Origin of the sequence: Mesorhizobium sp. M0778, assembly GCF_040320105.1 — a bacterium.
Lineage (GTDB): Bacteria > Pseudomonadota > Alphaproteobacteria > Rhizobiales > Rhizobiaceae > Mesorhizobium.
The window spans coordinates 122,188-140,587 of record NZ_JAMYPA010000001.1; the positions used below are offsets into that span (position 1 = coordinate 122,188).

16 protein-coding genes are annotated in these 18,400 nt (G+C 62.9%); 9 read left to right on the forward strand and 7 right to left on the reverse strand.

Going from position 1 to position 18,400, the window contains the following annotated elements:
- Window positions 1-82: 82 nt before the first annotated feature.
- The 5 genes from NKI22_RS00640 to NKI22_RS00660 all read right to left on the reverse strand — a co-directional run bounded on the left by NKI22_RS00640 (window position 83) and on the right by NKI22_RS00660 (window position 5,005).
- Window positions 83-748 (reverse strand): septation protein A, encoded by a 666-nt coding sequence (locus tag NKI22_RS00640; protein ID WP_352817258.1) that lies wholly within the window; start codon window positions 746-748, stop codon window positions 83-85.
- A gap of 60 nt (window positions 749-808) precedes the next feature.
- On the reverse strand, window positions 809-2,572 hold the full coding sequence (gene ftsY, locus NKI22_RS00645) for a signal recognition particle-docking protein FtsY (RefSeq protein WP_352958143.1): 1,764 nt from the start codon (window positions 2,570-2,572) through the stop codon (window positions 809-811).
- Window positions 2,573-2,583: 11 nt separating this feature from the next.
- Entirely contained in the window at window positions 2,584-3,885 is a 1,302-nt protein-coding gene (mtaB, locus tag NKI22_RS00650; RefSeq protein WP_352817264.1) for a tRNA (N(6)-L-threonylcarbamoyladenosine(37)-C(2))-methylthiotransferase MtaB, read from the reverse strand.
- Window positions 3,885-4,769, reverse strand: coding sequence for a diaminopimelate epimerase (dapF, locus tag NKI22_RS00655; protein WP_352817266.1), 885 nt, complete (start codon window positions 4,767-4,769; stop codon window positions 3,885-3,887). Before dapF ends, mtaB begins: the two co-directional genes overlap by 1 nt.
- 74 nt (window positions 4,770-4,843) lie before the next feature.
- Window positions 4,844-5,005 (reverse strand): DUF1328 family protein, encoded by a 162-nt coding sequence (locus NKI22_RS00660; RefSeq protein ID WP_031195454.1) that lies wholly within the window; start codon window positions 5,003-5,005, stop codon window positions 4,844-4,846.
- A gap of 289 nt (window positions 5,006-5,294) precedes the next feature.
- Here NKI22_RS00660 and NKI22_RS00665 point away from each other — a divergent pair, with 289 nt between their 5' ends.
- Window positions 5,295-6,536, forward strand: coding sequence for a flavin-containing monooxygenase (locus NKI22_RS00665; protein ID WP_352852436.1), 1,242 nt, complete (start codon window positions 5,295-5,297; stop codon window positions 6,534-6,536).
- Here the strand turns inward: NKI22_RS00665 and NKI22_RS00670 are convergent.
- Window positions 6,533-7,543: an MBL fold metallo-hydrolase gene (locus NKI22_RS00670; RefSeq protein WP_352494047.1), complete on the reverse strand. Its 1,011-nt coding sequence runs from the start codon at window positions 7,541-7,543 to the stop codon at window positions 6,533-6,535. The two genes, NKI22_RS00665 and NKI22_RS00670, sit on opposite strands and share 4 nt — an antisense overlap.
- Window positions 7,544-7,824: 281 nt before the next feature.
- Between NKI22_RS00670 and NKI22_RS00675 the strand changes: the two genes are divergently transcribed.
- Both NKI22_RS00675 and zapE read left to right on the forward strand, forming a co-directional pair.
- Entirely contained in the window at window positions 7,825-8,364 is a 540-nt protein-coding gene (locus tag NKI22_RS00675; protein ID WP_023723103.1) for a protease inhibitor Inh/omp19 family protein, read from the forward strand.
- Between the two features lie 82 nt (window positions 8,365-8,446).
- A complete protein-coding gene (gene zapE, locus NKI22_RS00680; RefSeq protein ID WP_352494048.1) occupies window positions 8,447-9,643 on the forward strand; it encodes a cell division protein ZapE in 1,197 nt (398 codons plus the stop codon).
- Between the two features lie 87 nt (window positions 9,644-9,730).
- Here zapE and NKI22_RS00685 read toward each other — a convergent pair whose 3' ends face one another.
- A complete protein-coding gene (locus NKI22_RS00685) occupies window positions 9,731-10,159 on the reverse strand; it encodes a GNAT family N-acetyltransferase (protein WP_352817272.1) in 429 nt (142 codons plus the stop codon).
- Window positions 10,160-10,391: 232 nt separating this feature from the next.
- On the opposite strand from NKI22_RS00685, the gene mdh reads away from it, so the two are divergent.
- The 6 genes from mdh (at window position 10,392) to odhB (ending at window position 18,386) form a co-directional block, all read left to right on the forward strand.
- Window positions 10,392-11,360: a malate dehydrogenase gene (gene mdh, locus NKI22_RS00690; protein ID WP_023723107.1), complete on the forward strand. Its 969-nt coding sequence runs from the start codon at window positions 10,392-10,394 to the stop codon at window positions 11,358-11,360.
- Between the two features lie 41 nt (window positions 11,361-11,401).
- Window positions 11,402-12,595: an ADP-forming succinate--CoA ligase subunit beta gene (gene sucC / locus NKI22_RS00695; RefSeq protein WP_352481052.1), complete on the forward strand. Its 1,194-nt coding sequence runs from the start codon at window positions 11,402-11,404 to the stop codon at window positions 12,593-12,595.
- Between the two features lie 4 nt (window positions 12,596-12,599).
- Entirely contained in the window at window positions 12,600-12,971 is a 372-nt protein-coding gene (locus tag NKI22_RS00700) for a cupin domain-containing protein (RefSeq protein ID WP_352817275.1), read from the forward strand.
- Between the two features lie 49 nt (window positions 12,972-13,020).
- Complete coding sequence (sucD, locus tag NKI22_RS00705) at window positions 13,021-13,923, forward strand: succinate--CoA ligase subunit alpha (protein WP_352481051.1); 903 nt, start codon at window positions 13,021-13,023, stop codon at window positions 13,921-13,923.
- Window positions 13,924-14,048: 125 nt separating this feature from the next.
- Window positions 14,049-17,036 carry a 2-oxoglutarate dehydrogenase E1 component gene (locus NKI22_RS00710; RefSeq protein WP_352717863.1) on the forward strand — a complete coding sequence of 996 codons (2,988 nt, stop codon included), beginning with the start codon at window positions 14,049-14,051 and terminating at the stop codon, window positions 17,034-17,036.
- A 48-nt stretch (window positions 17,037-17,084) separates the two neighbouring features.
- The gene (gene odhB / locus NKI22_RS00715) at window positions 17,085-18,386 is read left to right on the forward strand and encodes a 2-oxoglutarate dehydrogenase complex dihydrolipoyllysine-residue succinyltransferase (protein WP_352548534.1); all 1,302 of its coding nucleotides are present in this window, start codon (window positions 17,085-17,087) and stop codon (window positions 18,384-18,386) included.
- Window positions 18,387-18,400 lie beyond the last annotated feature (14 nt).

Consider the following 18,400-nt stretch of genomic DNA (forward strand, 5'->3'; position numbering starts at 1 on the left):
CTCCTATTCTGACGCAATTCCCTAGGGAAAGCGCTACGCGCTTTTCCCCGGAAAACCGCTACACACTTTTCTTGGAATTGCTCTATTTGCCGGCTTTCTCTTCCTTGGCGGCCTTGTCCTCGAGCGAGTGGCGCAGGATCAACGGCATTTGGCTTAACGTGAAGACAAGGGTAATGGGAATCGTGCCCCAGACCTTGAAATAAAGCCAGGTTTCCTCAGAAAAATTGCGCCACACGACCTCGTTCAGCACAGCCAGAAAAAGGAAGAAAAGCCCCCATCGGAAAGTGAGCTTGCGCCAGCCTTCGGCGTCGAGATTGAAGGCGGAATCAAAGACATAGCCCAACAGCGATCTGCCAAACGCCAACCCGCCAAGCAGCGTGATGCCGAACAGGCTGTTGATGATTGTCGGCTTCATGAAAGCGAAGGTCTTGTCCTGCAGCCACAGCGCCAGCGCACCAAACACAAACACGACGATGGCCGAGACCAGCGGCATGATCGGCCAGCTGCGCGTCAAAATCCACGAAACGCTGAGCGACAGCGCCGTCGCCACCATAAAGAACGCTGTGGCAATCAGGATAGGCTCGCCGATATGGCTGAGGATCGGGAATTTCCCGACAAGCCACGCGCCGCGGATGGTGGTGAAAAAGAACACCAGACCAGGCCCGAGTTCGAGCAGGAATTTCAGGCCGGGGTTCAACGCCTTGCGTCGCGGATCGGACAGGTCGCGTTCGAGGATGGGTGGGTTCATGGGATCCTTCTTACGCACGATCCAATCCAAAAAGTCTGCAACTTTTCGGGATCATGCTCGTCAAGCCACGCCAGCGATCGCCTTGGCGAACTCGCTTGCGGAAAAGGGTTCGAGGTCGTCGACCTGTTCGCCGACGCCGATGAAGTAGACCGGCAATTTGTGCTTTGCCGCGATCGCCACCAGAATACCGCCGCGCGCCGTGCCGTCCAGCTTGGTCATCACCAGGCCGTTGACGCCGGCGACATTGCGGAAGATCTCGACCTGGTTGAGCGCATTCTGGCCGGTGGTGGCATCGACCGTCTGCAGCACGGTGTGCGGCGCTTCCGGATCGAGCTTGCCCAGCACGCGGACGATCTTTTCCAGTTCCGCCATCAGTTCGGTCTTGTTCTGCAGCCGCCCGGCGGTGTCGATGATCAGCACGTCGGAGCCGGCCTCCTTCGCCCGCTCGAAGGCGTCGTAAGCGAGGCCGGCGGCGTCGGCGCCGAGCTTCGAGGCAATGACCGGCGAGTTGGTGCGCTCGCCCCAGATCTTCAACTGCTCGATCGCGGCGGCGCGGAAAGTGTCGCCGGCGGCGAGCATCACCGAGAGGCCGCCATCGGTCAGCTTTGCGGCGAGCTTGCCGATGGTCGTGGTTTTCCCCGTGCCGTTGACGCCGACGACCAGGATGACATGCGGCTTGTGGCTGAGGTCGAGTTCCAGCGGCATGGCGACATGGGTCAGCACCTTCTCCACCTCCGCCGCCATGATGGCGCGGACTTCCGTCTCGGAGACATCTTTGCCGTAGCGGCTGGCGGAGAGCGCGTCGGTAACGCGCAAAGCCGTCTCCATGCCGAGATCGGCGCGGATCAGCACATCCTCCAGGTCCTGCAGCGTGTCCTCGTCGAGCTTGCGCTTGGTGAAGACGCCGGCGATGTTGCCGGACAACTCCCTGGAAGAGCGGGCAAGCCCGTCTCGCATGCGCTGGAACCAGGAGCGCCTCGGCGCCGGCTCGGGCGCTCTTTGCGGCTCGGCCTTCTGCTCGACCTTCTTGGTTACGGTCACCTTGCCGGGGGCAGGTTTTGGCTCCGGCGATGGTTGCGGAATGGCCTCTGGTTCGGGCGCAATCTCGGTCAAGACCGGTTTCGTTTCGACCGGGGCGGGCTGGCGGAGCGGAGGCGGGATTTCGGCCGGCGGCGCTTCGGGCGCTGCGGAGGGGCTCTCGGCGGGCGGTGCGGTATCTTGCAGAGGTTCGCGCTGCCCCTCACCCTTTCCCGTTCCGGGGCGAGCCGCTTGTCTCGCCGGTCCTTCGGACCCCCGTGAAGGACGGAGAGAGGGGGACGTCAGCGTTGCAGCTTCTTCTTCACCGCTTTCAAAAGGAGGCTCGGCCTGCCGATCAGCCCCCTTCTCCCCGTCACCATACGGGGAGAAGGTGCCGGCAGGCGGATGAGGGGCAGCGCCAGCTTCCGATGACCGAGGCTCAGTCTGGACAATCTCCGGCTGCTCCGGCTCGGGAATAACAAGCTCGGCCGGGATTTCTTCCGGCTCCTCAGCAGGCGTTTCCGACTCCGGCTGGATCTCTGGCTCGGGCGGAATGGTTGGTGCGGGTTCGAGCGGTGGCTGCGGCGCGGGCGGCGCTTCCGTCTCGACAGACGGCGGAGGCGCAGTGTCTGCCTCGGGCCGCGACTCTTCGCGTTTCAAAAACTCCGGGACGGCCTGCTCGGCCGCCGGCTTCAGCGCCTCCAGTTCGTCCCATTTGATCGGCGGCAGCGGTGCGGTCTCGTCGGGCCGCTCCTCGACAACTTCCTTCTTGCCGAACGAAAATATCTTCTTGAAAAACCCGGCCACGTCTTGCGCTCTCAGGCGGCGCGGGCGGCAAGCGGCGCGGCGATCAGTCTGATACCGTCATTGCCGGCGATATCAGCCTCGACGATGTCGCCCGGCGCCCCGGCTGACAACACGGCCAGCGTAAACCCTTCGGTGCGGCCGAGCCCATCGCGCTCGACCAGGATCGACTGGCGTGTGCCAGCGAGCGAGGAAAGGTGACGGCGGTAGGCGGCCTCGCCGGCGGCGCGCAACCGTGCGGCGCGCTGCTTGACCATTTCGCGGCGAAGCTGCGGCATGCGCGCGGCGGGCGTGCCCTGGCGCGGCGAAAACGGGAAGACATGGAGATGCGTCAGGCCGCATTCCTCGACGATCTCCAGCGAGTTTTCGAACATGGCATCCGTCTCCGTCGGGAAGCCGGCGATGATGTCGGCGCCGAAAACGATGCCGGGGCGCAGTTTGCGCACATCCTCGCAAAAGCGGATCGACTGGTCGCGGCTGTGCCGGCGCTTCATCCGCTTCAGGATCATGTCGTCACCCGATTGCAGCGACAGGTGCAGATGCGGCATCAGCCTCGGCTCGGTGGCGATGGCGTCCAGCAGATCGTCGTCGGCCTCGATCGAATCGATGGAAGAAAGCCGCAGGCGTTTCACGTCTGGCACCTGCTTCAGGATGGTCTTGACCAATTTGCCGAGCTTCGGTGCGCCCGGCAGATCGGCGCCAAAACTGGTCATGTCGACGCCCGTCAGCACGATCTCGGCATAACCATTGCCGGCGAGTCGCTTGACCTGCTCAACCACGGCGCCCATCGGGACCGAGCGCGAATTTCCGCGACCGTAGGGAATGATGCAGAAGGTGCAGCGGTGGTCGCAGCCGTTCTGCACCTGGACAAAAGCGCGCGCCCGGCCCTCGATGGCGTCGACCATGTGGGTGGCCGTTTCGCGCACCGAAAAGATATCGTTGACGCGCGCCTTTTCGGTGTCGTTGACGCCGAAATCCGGCAGCGCGCGATATGAATGCGCCTTCAGCTTCTCCTCATTGCCGAGGACGAGATCGACCTCGTCCATGGCGACGAAATCCTGCGGGCCGGTCTGCGCGGCGCACCCGGTGACGATGATGCGGGCGGCCGGGTTCTCACGGCGGGCTTTTCTGATCGACTGCTTGGCCTGGCGCACCGCCTCGCCGGTGACGGCGCAGGTGTTGAAGATGATAGCGCCGCCTTCGAGCCCGCCGAGGCCCGCACTTTCGGCTTCACGCCGCATCACCTCGGATTCATAGGTGTTCAGCCTGCAGCCGAAGGTGACGACGTCGATACCCCTGTTGCCACGAGGAGCCATCAGGCGGCGCTTTCGGTGTCGCGCGCCCACGCCCCGGTCGACGGATCGAAGCTGCCGGAAAATTCCCATTCGGCGGCACCGGTCAGGATGACGTGGTCGTCGTCGCGCCACAGGACGTGCAGCGAGCCGCCGCCGGGCGTCATCAGCGTGACGCTGCGGCCGATGCGCCGGGTGCGGGCCGCGGCGACCACGGCGGCGCAAGCAGCCGAGCCGCAGGCCTTGGTCAGGCCGGCGCCGCGCTCCCAGGTGCGGATGGCCATGGTCTCCGGCGAAGTCACTTGCGCGATGGTGATGTTGGCGCGCTCAGGGAAGATCGGGTGGTTTTCGAGCAGCGGGCCGAAGCGCTCGAGTTCATAGGACCAGACGTCGCGGTCGACCCAGAAGATGGCGTGCGGATTGCCCATCGAGACGACCGACGGCGAATGCAGTACCGGCGCATCGATCGGGCCGATCTGCAGTTCGATCATGCGGGTGTCGCGAAACTCCTCGGCCAGCGGGATGTCCCGCCAGCCAAAGCGCGGCTTGCCCATGTCGACCGAGATCATTCCGTCGGGATGTTCCTCGGCATTGAGGATGCCGGCGACTGTTTCAAAGGCAAATGTCTTCTGGCCGGTCTCGGCGGCGAGCGCCTGGACGACACAGCGCATGCCGTTGCCGCAGGCTTGCGCACTGGTTCCGTCGGAATTCAAGATGTCGATGAAAAAGGCGGTGCCCGGCGTCCTGGGATCGTGGATCGCCATGATCTGGTCGAACCTGGTCGCGGCGTCGGCATTAAGCGCGACGGCTGCCGCAGGCGTTACGCGATCGGCACGGCCACGCATATCGGCAACGATGATTTCGTTGCCGATACCGTTCATCTTGGCGAAAGGGGCCGCGCTTGCCATGGATCGAAAGGTCTCTTGCCGATTTGGCGCCTATATGGCGGATACCGGCCGAAATTACCAGTGCGGCATGCTTTTCAGGTCACCGCGAATACGCCAAGCACGATCAGCAGGAAGATGATCAGCACGATGCCGATGAGGATGCGGGCGCCGGTTGCGGCGGCTCCAGCCAGTGCCGGCATGCCGAGCAGGCTTGCCGCGGCCGCGATAATCAAAAGAATGATGATCCACCTGATCATGAGAGACACCTCGCAGCCGGCAGGTTTGAACACCTACAAACGCTTCTGCGAGGGCTTGGGTTCCCTGCGGTGGCTGGGCGGGTCGAGGACCCGGCTGTGATATGCAGCTACGGATGCAATGTTGTCATAGTGTTGAATGAACGCTACCGTTGTGTCGATTTGACGTCCGGGAATGGATATTTCGCTGCTAAGCAATCTTGGATCCCTTTTTTCGTCTTACCCAAGATCTTCACCGCACCGAGACCGTAAGCTGACGACGTGTTTGGCGGGCCGGCGATAGAGTTTTCCAATGACTGAGCGTTGGGACACGATCATTATTGGTGGCGGCCAGGCGGGGCTCGCCATGAGTTACTATCTTCACCAACATGAACGTGAGCATGTCGTGTTGGAACGCGCGCGTATTGCCGGACGCTGGCGGACTGAGCGTTGGGATTCGCTTCGGTTTCAATTCATCAACCAGGCAATAGAGCTTCCTGGGGTTTCTTATCAGGACCCTGAACCGGAAGGATTCGCCCACCACACCGCCATCACGCGGTTCATCGAGCATTATGCGGCAAAAATTGCAGCTCCGGTTCGCGAGGGTGTGGAGGTCACGAAGCTCCGACACAGGGATACCGGCGATTATGCGTTGGAGACAAACGCCGGCAGCATGACGGCCCGCAATGTCGTTGTGGCGACGGGCCCGTTCCAGCGTTCGATGGTACCGGCGGCGGCCAAGGATTTGCCTCGATCCGTTTACCAGGTTCACGCTTCGAGGTACCGCAACCCCGACGAGCTTCCCCCCGGAGTGGTGCTGGTGGTGGGCAGTGGTGCATCCGGCAGCCAGATTGCGGATGAACTCCAGCAATCCGGGCGCGATGTCTATCTTTCGGTCAGTCCGCATCGTCGGGTGCCGCGGCGCTATCGCGGCCAGGATGTTTTGTGGTGGTTCGACAAAATGGGACGTTTCGAGATCACTATCGATAGTTTCCCGGAGCGGCGGTATCCCCCCTCGACCGTCGTAACCGGTGTCAACGGCGGTTACGATATGAACGTCCGCCGTTTTGCACACGATGGTGGAGTGGTGCTGGGACGTGTACTCGGATGCGCCGATGGAAAACTGTTGGTGGCCGGGGATGCCTCGCAGATATTGGCTGAAGCCGATAGGTCCTATGACGATTTTGTCTCCGCGGCAGAGGCGTTGGCAGAGAAACCTGAAGTCTCGGACCACATCAGCGATGGCAATGAACGCTCAGCAACGCCAATCCTGGCGGAAGTCGGCGGCGCCCGGTCAGTGGATATCTCCGGCGAGAACGTCGGCTCGGTCATCTGGGGAACGGGATATCGCTTCGACTATAACTGGATCGATTTACCAATTTTCGATTCGCGCAACGCACCTATTCAACAGCGTGGCGTGACAGCCTTTGGCCTTCATTGGATGCATACCTTCGGCTCCGGCCTTCTTTCATATGTGGGCCGCGACGCCGCCCATATAGCCAGGCATATGGAAGCTTTGCAGCCGCCTTCGCCGTCAGGCCAGCCGCCGCGCTAAACCTCTGGCACGTCCCAGACTTCGCCCGGCTGCAAGGCACGGAAACGATCCCGCGGCAGACCGGCGGCTCCAAGTGCTTCGCCGAGCTTTCTGGCCGGCTCGTCGATCGGCTCGTTGGTGAGCCGGAATGTGCCCCAGTGGCAGCCGGCGGCATAGCCAGCGTTGCACAAAAGCATGCCTTGCACCGCCTCCTCCGGATCCTGGTGATGCGGCGCCATGAACCAGCGCGGCTCGTAGGCGCCGATCGGCAGGATGGCGAGGCGGAAGCCGCCATGCTTTTCAGCCATCAGCCGGTAGTTGATACCGCCGTGGAAGCCGGTATCGCCGGCAAAATAGATCTTTGCACTTGGCGTTTCGACGACGAAACCCGCCCACAGCGCCATGCGCCGGTCGCGAGTACCGCGGGCCGACCAGTGGTGCACCGGCTCGACATGCACGGCGACGTCATCGCCGATATCGACCCGATCGCCCCAGTCATGCGCGGAAAGCCGCATACCGGGAACGGCAGCGCCGATGATGGCGTCGTTGCCGAGCGGCGTCAGCAGTAGCGGGTCGTGCCTTGCCTTCAGGCGCTTCAGCGTGGCGAGGTCGAGATGGTCGTAATGGTTGTGGCTGACCAGCACGAGGTCGATCGGCGGCAGATGGGAAAAGGCGATGCCCGGCGGATTGACGCGTTTCGGCCCGGCGAACGAGATTGGCGAGACACGCCGCGACCAGACCGGATCGGTAAGGATGTTCAGGCCGGCTGTCTGGACGAGCAGCGAGGAATGGCCGACCATGGTGAGGCGGAGCGCTGCACCATCGATCCGCTCGACCGGTCTTGCCGGTGGAAACGGACTCGGATTCGCCGCCGGCCATTTCGAGCGCTCGCCGCTCAATTGCCATTTCAACAGATCGGCAAAGCGACCCGGCGGCCGGCCGTCGGGATTGAAGAACAAGGTGCCGTCGAAATGATCGCTGGGCGGGCCGCTGTAATAGCGGTTGGCGGCTCTCTTTCTCGCGGCCAAGAAATCGGCTCCCTGCAGTTTGCTGATCGCCAAGAGATAATGCCGGAGCCAGCTGGCGCAAGCATTTGAGGTGAACGTCAAGGATTTGGAGCCGGCGCGCCGTATCGCACCGACCCGGAGGTATCAGCCAGGCAATGTGCATTTTGCGATAAATTTGCAACATTAGCGGCGCAAACCGTATTTTAACCATATCGGGTTGAAATTTCGCCACCTTCTCCATCTTGGTGAGAGGGACATTGCGCGGACGGCACCCCCCAGCCGGATCCGACGGAGGTTGAAGAATGAGATTTTCGAAAACCGGCCTGCTGGCCGTATCGCTGGCCGCGCTCGTTGCGAGCGGCTGTTCAACCTCGCGGTTCTCATCAATGGACGAGCAGCAGCCGGCGCCGCTGGAAGCTGCGCCCGCCGGCAAGGTGACTGCAAACCAGCTGCCGCCCCCGGCGACACCCGGCCCGGCCGATCCGTCGAAATTTCCAACCGCGCCGCAGAACACCCAGGTCGCCTCGTTGCCGCCCGACGGGACGGCGCCGGCCGGCGCGGCCGACCTGACCGCCTCCAGCGTCGCCGGCGTGTGGAAGGCAAGCGTGTCCGGCCAGAGCTGTCAGGTGGCGACGCCGCAGACCAAATTCGGCTCGGGCTATCGCGCCGGACCGCTGCATTGCCCGGCGCCGCTCGACGGCATCAAATCCTGGAACGTCGCCGGCAAACAGCTGACGCTCTTTGACGAGAACGGCGGCACGCTGGCACGGCTGTATTCCTCGGGCGGCGAGAAATTCGACGGCCAGACTTCCAACGGCCTGCCGATCTCGCTAACAAGGTAATCGAACCGCCCCTATTGTTACGCAATTCCGGACGGAAAACCGTTATACACTTTCCTGGAATTGCTGCAGAACGACGTGACCGATGCATCTGCGTGACGGCCTCCAGACCCATGCGACCGTCAAGCAGCGCTACGACCATCTGGTCGAGACGGGCGCCATCGGGCGCGACCCGGCGCAGGAGCGGATCGCCGCTGCGCTCGACCGGCTGATCGACGAAATATCGGCAAAGCGGCTGGCGCATAAATCAAGCGCACTTGGGTGGCTGTTCGCCCGCAAGCGCGAAGTGCACGAGGCAGTCAAGGGCCTCTACATCCATGGCGGCGTCGGCCGCGGCAAAACCATGCTGATGGATATGTTCTTCGAGCTGCTGCCGGTGCGGCGCAAGCGCCGCGTGCATTTCAACGATTTCATGGCCGACGTGCAGGATCGCATCCAGAAGCACCGGCAGGCTCGCAAGAACGGCACGGCCAAGGAGGACGATCCGATCCCACCGGTGGCGCGCGCGCTGGCCGAGGAAGCCTGGGTGCTGTGCTTCGACGAGTTTTCGGTCACCGACATCGCCGATGCGATGATCCTGTCCAGGTTGTTTTCGGCGTTGTTTGCCAATGGCGTGGTGCTGGTCGCCACTTCCAATGTCGCGCCGCAGGAGCTCTACCGTGACGGCCTGAACCGTCAGTTGTTCTTGCCGTTTGTTGCTATCTTGGAGCGCCACGCGCAGGTGCTGGCGCTGGACGCCGACAAGGATTACCGCCTCGACAAGCTCAGCCGCATGCCGGTCTACGTCACCCCGGCCGATGCCGCCGCCGACCATGCGCTCGACGACGCCTGGGCGGTGATGACGCATGGCAGGCCGACGGCCGAGACGATGCTGATGGTGAAGGGCCGGCATGTCGTAGTGCCGCGTGCTGCCGGCGAGGCGGCGCGGTTTTCCTTCGCTGATCTCTGCGAGAGGCCGCTCGGCGCCCGTGACTATCTTGCCATCGCCGGCCGTTTCTCGACCATCTTCATCGACCATGTGCCGGTGCTCGGCGAAGGCAAGCGCAACGAAGCCAAGCGCTTCATCCTGCTGGTCGATACGCTCTACGATCATCATGTGCGGCTGGTGATGAGCGCCGCAGCACCGCCGCCGCAGCTCTATACGGCCAAGCGCGGCAACGAGGTCTTCGAGTTCGAGCGCACCGCATCGCGGCTGATCGAGATGCAGAGCCACGACTGGCTGGAGGATTGGGTGGAAAGGCAGAAGGCGCGGGGATCATCGACAGAGGCGCGGCAGGCTTAGGGCTAGGAGCCCGATGCCCAGCAGGCTGATCTGCAGCGCTCCTTCACACCTGTCCAGCCATCGTTAAAAGGGTCCGTCCCGCCGCGTCTATAATCGATAAACATACATCACAAAATCCTCCGCCGGCCCATGCGGCACCTTTCGCGACTCGTAAAGTGCGCGAGCAGCAACATTGTCCGGCTCGGTGCCGACCCAGGCCTCCTCACAACCATGCTCGCGACCGAGTGCGAACATGGCGTCGAGCATCCTCGTCGCAATGCCCTGGCGTTGAAAGGCCGGCGCCACGCCGACCTCGTCTATGTAGAGTTCGCTCACCTTGTCCGGGTGCCGGTGGACGATCGCGGCGCATTGGCCGATAACGACGCCGTCGGCGAGGGCCACGATCATGAAATGGCCGGGCGCCGCGAGATAGGCAGAGAGTCGATCCGGCCTGACCGGCTCATCGAAAACCTCGTCGGCAACCCGCATCACAAGGGCGTCATCGCCCGGAAATAGCCTTCTGATTTCAAATGCCATTGTGTAGAATTCCTCTAGCCGGCTTCAGAACTTTTACGTTTACGTAAGTCCCATTGTTTCTAACCGATTGAAATTACTCACTCCAAAATAATCGTTTGAATTTTTGCACGGCCGGGGCTATTGCGTGCGGCGAATTTCGCGGTTCCGCAGCATTCCGGCCTCTTCCTCCGACGCCGTCATCAAATCGTCAAGGATTTGGGCGCCGTCATAGTCAAAGGGAAAACATCCTGACATGGCACGCAACAAGATAGCGCTCATCGGCTCGGGCATGATCGGCGGCACCCTCGCCCACATGGTCGGCCTCAAGGATCTCGGCGACGTCGTGCTGTTCGATATCGCCGAAGGCATCCCGCAAGGCAAGGGGCTGGACATCGCGCAGTCGTCGCCGGTCGATGGGTTCGACTCCAGGCTGACCGGCGTCAACGACTATGCCGGCATCGAGGGCGCCGACGTCTGCATCGTCACCGCCGGCGTGCCGCGCAAGCCCGGCATGAGCCGCGACGATCTTCTGGGCATCAATCTGAAGGTGATGGAGCAGGTCGGCGCCGGCCTCAAGAAATACGCGCCGAAGGCCTTCGTCATCTGCATCACCAATCCGCTCGACGCCATGGTCTGGGCGCTGCAGAAGTTTTCCGGCCTGCCGAAGAGCCATGTCGTCGGCATGGCCGGCGTGCTCGACAGTTCGCGCTTCCGTTATTTCCTGGCCGAGGAATTCAAGGTCTCGGTCGAGGATGTCACCGCCTTCGTGCTCGGTGGCCACGGCGATTCCATGGTGCCGATGATCCGCTATTCCACCGTTGCCGGCATCCCGCTGCCCGACCTCATCAAGATGGGCTGGACCTCGAAGGAGCGGCTCGACCAGATCGTGCAGCGCACCCGCGACGGCGGCGCCGAGATCGTCGGCCTGCTCAAGACCGGTTCGGCCTTCTACGCGCCCGCCGCCTCGGCCATCGCCATGGCCGAAGCCTATCTCAAGGACAAGAAGCGGGTGCTGCCCTGTGCTGCCTTTCTTTCCGGCCAATATGGCGTCAAGAACACCTATGTCGGCGTTCCCGTGGTGATCGGCGCCGGCGGCGTCGAGCGTATCATCGAGATCGAACTGGCGAAAAGCGAACAGAAGATGTTCGACAGTTCGGTCGCCGCGGTGCAGGGTCTGTGCGACGCCTGCGTCAAGATCGCTCCGCATCTCGCGGCCAAATAAGCCGGCAACCAAGCCCGCCAAACAAGCTGGAGATATAGCGCATGAACATCCATGAGTATCAGGGCAAGGCGCTGCTGAAAGGTTTTGGCGCACCGGTGGCCGAGGGCGTGCCGGTGTTCAAGGCGAGCGAGGCGGAAGCCGCCGCCAAGGCGCTGCCCGGCCCGCTCTATGTGGTCAAGAGCCAGATCCATGCCGGCGGCCGCGGCAAGGGCAAGTTCACGGAGCTCGGCGCCGATGCGAAGGGCGGCGTCAGGCTGGCGAAGTCGGTGGCCGAGGTCGTCGCCAACGCCAAGGAGATGCTCGGCCATACGCTGGTCACCAAGCAGACCGGCCCGGCCGGCAAGCAGGTCAACCGGCTCTACATCGAGGACGGCGCTGACATCGAGCGCGAGCTCTATCTGTCGATCCTGGTCGACCGCTCGGTCGGGCGCGTCGCCTTCGTCGTCTCGACCGAGGGCGGCATGGACATCGAGGCGGTCGCCCACGACACGCCGGAAAAGATCATCACCGTCGCCATCGACCCGGAAAAGGGCGTGACGGCCGACGATGTGAACACGCTCAACGCCGCACTGAGGCTCGACGGCGACGCCGCCAAAGATGGTGGCACGCTGTTTCCGATCCTCTACAAGGCATTTGTCGAGAAGGACATGAGCCTGCTCGAGATCAACCCGCTGATCGTCATGAAGAGCGGCCGGCTGCGCGTGCTCGACGCAAAAGTGTCGTTCGACAACAATGCGCTGTTCCGCCACCCGGACGTGCTCGAATTGCGCGACACCACCGAAGAGGACGAGAAGGAGATCGAGGCGTCGAAATACGACCTCGCCTATGTCGCGCTCGACGGCAATATCGGCTGCATGGTCAACGGCGCCGGCCTTGCCATGGCGACGATGGACATCATCAAGCTCTACGGCGCCGAGCCGGCCAACTTCCTCGATGTCGGCGGCGGCGCGTCTAAGGAAAAAGTGACGGCGGCGTTCAAGATCATCACCAAGGATCCAGCGGTCAAAGGCATTCTTATCAATATCTTCGGCGGCATCATGAAGTGCGACATCATCGCTGAGGGCGTCATCGCCGCGGTCAAGGAGGTCGGCCTGCAAGTGCCGCTGGTTGTGCGGCTGGAAGGAACCAATGCCGAGCTCGGCAAGAAGATCATCAACGACAGCGGGCTGAACGTAGTGTCGGCCGATGATCTCGACGATGCGGCCAAGAAGATCGTGGCGGCGGTGAAGGGCTGAGTCTGTGCCTCCGCACAAGATAAACCTCGTCGAGGCGGCGGATACGAAGATCAAGAAGGTCTTCGATCCGCATATTGCCGGCGACGTCAACGATTCCCAGGTCAAGATCACCAAGTTCGGCGACGTCTTCGACTGGCACGCGCACGACAATGAAGACGAGGCCTTCCTGGTGCTGCGCGGCCGCATCGCCATCGATTTCCGCGACGGCACGGTGGAGCTTTCCAGCGGCGAGTTCATCGTCGTGCCGCGCGCCGTCGAGCACCGGCCGCGCTCGCTGAGCGAAGAACCTGTGGTGCTGATGTTCGAGCCGGCGACGACGCTCAACACCGGCAACGCCAAGAGCGACCTGACCGTCGCCGAGCTGAAGCGGTTGTGACGATGAGCGCGCGGCCTTCCCCGATCAACGGTTTTTGAAAAGGACCACCATGTCCATTCTCGTCGACAAGAACACCAAGGTGCTGGTGCAGGGCCTGACCGGCAAGACCGGCACGTTCCACACCGAACAGGCGCTGGCCTATCACGGCACGAAAATGGTCGGCGGCATCCATCCCAAGAAGGGCGGCGAGATCTGGACCGGCGCCAAGGGCGAGGCACTGCCGATCTTCGCCACCGTAGCCGAAGGCAAGGCGAAGACCGGCGCCAACGCTTCGGTCGTCTACGTGCCGCCGGCGGGTGCCGCCGAAGCGATCCTGGAAGCGATCGAGGCCGAGATCCCGCTGATCGTCTGCATCACCGAGGGCATACCGGTGATGGACATGATCAAGGTCAAGGCGAGGCTCGACCGCTCGAAATCGCGGCTGATCGGGCCGAACTGCCCCGGCGTGCTGACCCCCGACCAATGCAAGATCGGTATCATGCCCGGCAACATCTTCCGCAAGGGCTCGGTCGGCGTTGTTTCGCGCTCGGGAACGCTTACCTATGAGGCGGTGTTCCAGACCACCAATGTCGGTCTCGGCCAGACCACCGCCGTCGGCATTGGCGGCGATCCGGTCAAAGGCACGGAGTTCATCGACGTGCTGGAGATGTTCCTCGCCGACGACGAGACCAAGTCGATCATCATGATCGGTGAGATCGGCGGCTCGGCCGAGGAAGACGCCGCGCAGTTCCTCAAGGATGAGGCAAAGCGTGGCCGCAGCAAGCCGATGGCGGGCTTCATCGCCGGGCGCACGGCGCCGGCGGGCCGCACCATGGGCCATGCGGGCGCGGTCATCTCGGGCGGCAAGGGCGGCGCGGAAGACAAGATCGCGGCGATGGAATCGGCCGGCATCAAGGTATCGCCGTCGCCAGCACGGCTCGGTACGACGCTGGTCGAGGCGATCAAAGGATAAGTGAGTAGCGAGTAGTGAATAGCGAATAGGAAAAACAGAGTAACGGCGCGAACCAGGGAAATCCTTACTCACTACTCTCTATTCGCTCTGAAAAGGAGACGGAGCAGGCGCTCCGCGGAAAAAAAATGGCAAGACAAGATCAGGCCAACGACCAGTTTTCGCTTACCTCGTTTCTCTATGGCGGCAATGCCGACTATATCGACGCGCTCTATGCCGCTTATGAGGACGATCCCGCGTCGGTCGATCCCGAATGGCAGGACTTTTTCGCGGCGCTGAAGGACGACGCCGGCGACGTGCGCAAGAATGCCAAGGGCGCCTCATGGGCCAAGCCCTCCTGGCCGATGCAGGCCAATGGCGAGCTTGTCTCGGCGCTGGACGGCAATTGGGGCCTGGTCGAAAAGCACATCGAAAAGAAGGTCAAGGACAGAGCGGCCGGCAACGGCGCAGCCCTTTCCGACGCCGACGTGCATCAGGCGACGCGCGATTCCGTCCGCGCCATCATGATGATCCGCGCCTTTCGCATGCGCGGCCATCTGCATGCCAATCTCGATCCGCTCGGCATTGCCAAGCCGCTCGAGGATTATAACGAGCTGTCGCCGGAGAATTACGGCTTCACCGAAGCCGATTACGACCGGCCGATCTTCCTCGACAATGTGCTCGGGCTGGAATTCGGCACCATCCGGCAGATGCTCGACATCCTGACCCGGACCTATTGCTCGACGCTCGGCGTCGAATTCATGCATATTTCCGATCCCGAGGAGAAGGCCTGGATCCAGGCGCGCATCGAGGGCGCCGACAAGGAGATCTCCTTCACCGCCACCGGCAAGAAGGCGATCCTGCAAAAGCTGGTCGAGGCCGAAGGCTTCGAGCAGTTCATCGACGTCAAGTACAAGGGAACCAAGCGCTTCGGCCTCGATGGCGGCGAGTCGCTGATCCCGGCGCTGGAGCAGATCGTCAAGCGCGGCGGCCAGCTCGGCATGAAGGAGATCGTGCTCGGCATGGCGCATCGCGGCCGGCTGAACGTGTTGTCGCAGGTGATGGCCAAGCCGCACCGCGCCATTTTCCACGAGTTCAAGGGCGGCTCGGCCGCGCCCGACGAGGTCGAAGGCTCGGGCGACGTGAAGTACCATCTCGGTGCCTCATCCGACCGCGAGTTCGACGGCAACAAGGTGCATCTGTCGCTGACCGCCAACCCATCGCATCTGGAAATCGTCGATCCGGTGGTGATGGGCAAGGCGCGCGCCAAGCAGGATTATCTGTTTGGCCGCAGCCGCGAGGAGATCGTGCCGCTGGAAGAGCGCGCCAAGGTGCTGCCGCTGCTGCTGCATGGCGATGCCGCTTTTGCCGGCCAGGGCGTGATTGCCGAAATCCTTGGCTTGTCCGGCCTGCGCGGCCACCGCGTCGCCGGCACGCTGCATTTCATCATCAACAACCAGATCGGCTTCACCACCAACCCGCGCTTTTCGCGTTCGTCGCCCTATCCGTCCGACGTGGCCAAGATGATCGAGGCGCCGATCTTCCACGTCAATGGCGACGATCCGGAAGCCGTGGTCCATGCCACCAAGGTGGCGATCGAATTCCGCATGAAGTTCCACAAGCCTGTCGTGGTGGACATGTTCTGCTACCGCCGCTTCGGCCACAATGAGGGCGATGAGCCGGCCTTCACCCAGCCGATCATGTATCGCAAGATCCGCAACCAGAAGACGACCATGCAGATCTATGCCGACCGGCTGATCGCCGAAGGCCATATCAGCCAGGCCGAGCTCGAAAAGATGAAGGCCGACTGGCGGGCGCATCTCGAGCAGGAATTCGAGGTCGGCCAGCACTATAAGCCGAACAAGGCGGACTGGCTGGACGGCGCCTGGTCCGGCCTGCGCTCGGCCGACAACCAGGACGAACAGCGGCGCGGCAAGACCGCGGTACCGGTCAAGACGCTGAAGGAGATCGGCAAGAAGCTGACCGAGGTGCCGAAGGATTTCGAGGCACACAAGACGATCATCCGCTTCCTCGACAACCGCCGCCAGGCGATCGAATCGGGCGAAGGCATCGACTGGTCGACGGCCGAGGCGCTGGCCTTCGGCGCCATCCTGCTCGACGGCAATCCGATCCGGCTGTCCGGACAGGATTCGGAGCGCGGCACCTTCTCGCAGCGCCATTCCGTGCTCTACGACCAGCGCGACGAGACCCGCTACATCCCACTCAACAATCTGTCGGCGGCGCAGGCCGGGTTCGAGGTCATCAACTCGATGCTGTCGGAAGAGGCCGTGCTCGGCTTCGAATATGGCTACTCGCTGGCTGAGCCGAAGGCGCTGACGCTGTGGGAAGCGCAGTTCGGCGACTTCGCCAATGGCGCCCAAGTGGTGTTCGACCAGTTCATCTCGTCGGGCGAGCGCAAGTGGCTCAGAATGTCGGGCCTCGTCTGCCTGCTGCCGCACGGCTATGAAGGCCAGGGGCCGGAGCATTCGTCGGCCCGGCTCGAGCGCTTCCTGCAGCTTTGCGCGGAAGACAACATGCAGGTCGCCAACGTCACGACGCCGGCCAACTACTTCCACATCTTGCGCCGGCAATTGAAGCGGGACTTCCGCAAGCCGCTGATCCTGATGACGCCGAAGTCGCTGCTGCGCCACAAGCGGGCGGTGTCGACGCTGCCGGAAATGTCGGGCGAAAGCGCCTTTCACCGGCTGTTGTGGGACGACGCCCAGCTGCTGTCGGGCCAGGCCATCAAGCTCACCAAGGATTCGAAGATCCGCCGTGTCGTGCTCTGTTCGGGCAAGGTCTACTACGACCTCTACGAAGAGCGCGAGAAGCGCGGCATCAACGACATCTACCTGCTGCGCGTCGAGCAGCTCTATCCGTTCCCGGCCAAGGCGCTGATCACCGAACTGTCGCGCTTCCGCAATGCCGAGATGGTGTGGTGCCAGGAGGAGCCCAAGAACATGGGCGCCTGGTCGTTCATCGATCCGTATCTCGAATGGGTGCTGGCGCATATCGACGCCAAGCACCAGCGGGTGCGCTATACCGGCCGGCCGGCCGCCGCCTCGCCGGCGACCGGATTGATGTCGAAGCATCTCGCCCAGCTTGCCGCCTTGCTCGACGACGCGCTTGGTGAATAGAACAGAACTGGGCGGATAAAATAGAACCGAAAGAAACGGACAGGCACAATGGCAACCGAAATCCGCGTCCCGACACTTGGTGAATCCGTCACCGAGGCGACCATCGGCAAATGGTTCAAGAAGGTCGGCGACGCGATCGCCGCCGATGAGCCGCTGGTCGAACTCGAAACCGACAAGGTGACGGTGGAAGTGCCGGCCGCCGCCGCGGGCACGCTCAGCGAGATCGCCGTCAAGGAAGGCGAGACGGTTGGCGTCGGGGCGCTGCTCGGCACGATTTCGGCAGGCGCCGGCGCAGCAGCCAATGCTGCCGCCGCTCCGGCAGCGAAGCCGGACGCGGTGTCGCAGGCCTCGGCTCCGACCGCGGCCTCGAGCGTCCAGCAGGCCGCGGCCGAGACGGCCAAGATCGCCGGCGACGCCGGCGCGATTGAGACACGCACAATGCCGCCGGCGCCGTCGGCGGCAAAGCTGCTGGCCGAACACAATCTTGCGGTCGACCAGGTCTCGGGCTCGGGCAAGCGCGGCCAGGTGCTGAAAGGCGACGTGCTCGACCTGATCGCCAGGGGCGCGCCGTCGCAGCCGGCCGAAATGCCAAAGGCAGCACCTGTGCCGGCACCTGTCGCCGCGCGCGCGCCGTCCTCGGCCGACGATGCGTCGCGCGAGGAGCGCGTGCGCATGACCAAGCTGCGCCAGACCATCGCGCGCCGCCTCAAGGAAGCGCAATCGACCGCCGCGATGCTGACCACCTTCAACGAGGTCGACATGAGCGCGGTGATGGCGCTGAGGAGCAAATACAAGGACGTGTTCGAGAAGAAGCACGGCGTGAAGCTCGGCTTCATGGGTTTCTTCACCAAGGCCGTCACCCATGCGCTGAAGGAGATCCCGTCCGTCAACGCCGAGATCGACGGCACCGACATCATCTTCAAGAACTACGCCCATATCGGCGTCGCCGTTGGTACCGAAAAAGGCCTTGTCGTGCCGGTCGTGCGCAATGCCGACCAGATGTCCATCGCCGAAATCGAGAAGGACATCGGCAGGCTCGGGCTTGCGGCGCGCGACGGCAAGCTATCGGTTGCGGATATGCAAGGCGGCACGTTTACGATTTCCAACGGTGGCGTTTACGGGTCGCTGATGTCGACGCCGATCCTCAATGCGCCGCAGTCGGGCATTTTGGGCATGCACAAGATCCAGGAGCGGCCGGTGGTGGTCGGCGGCCAGATCGTCATCCGGCCGATGATGTATCTGGCGCTGTCCTACGATCACCGCATCGTCGACGGCAAGGAAGCGGTGACGTTCCTGGTGCGGGTCAAGGAAAGCCTGGAGGATCCCGAGCGGCTGGTGCTCGACCTCTAGGGGCGGCCCGAGTG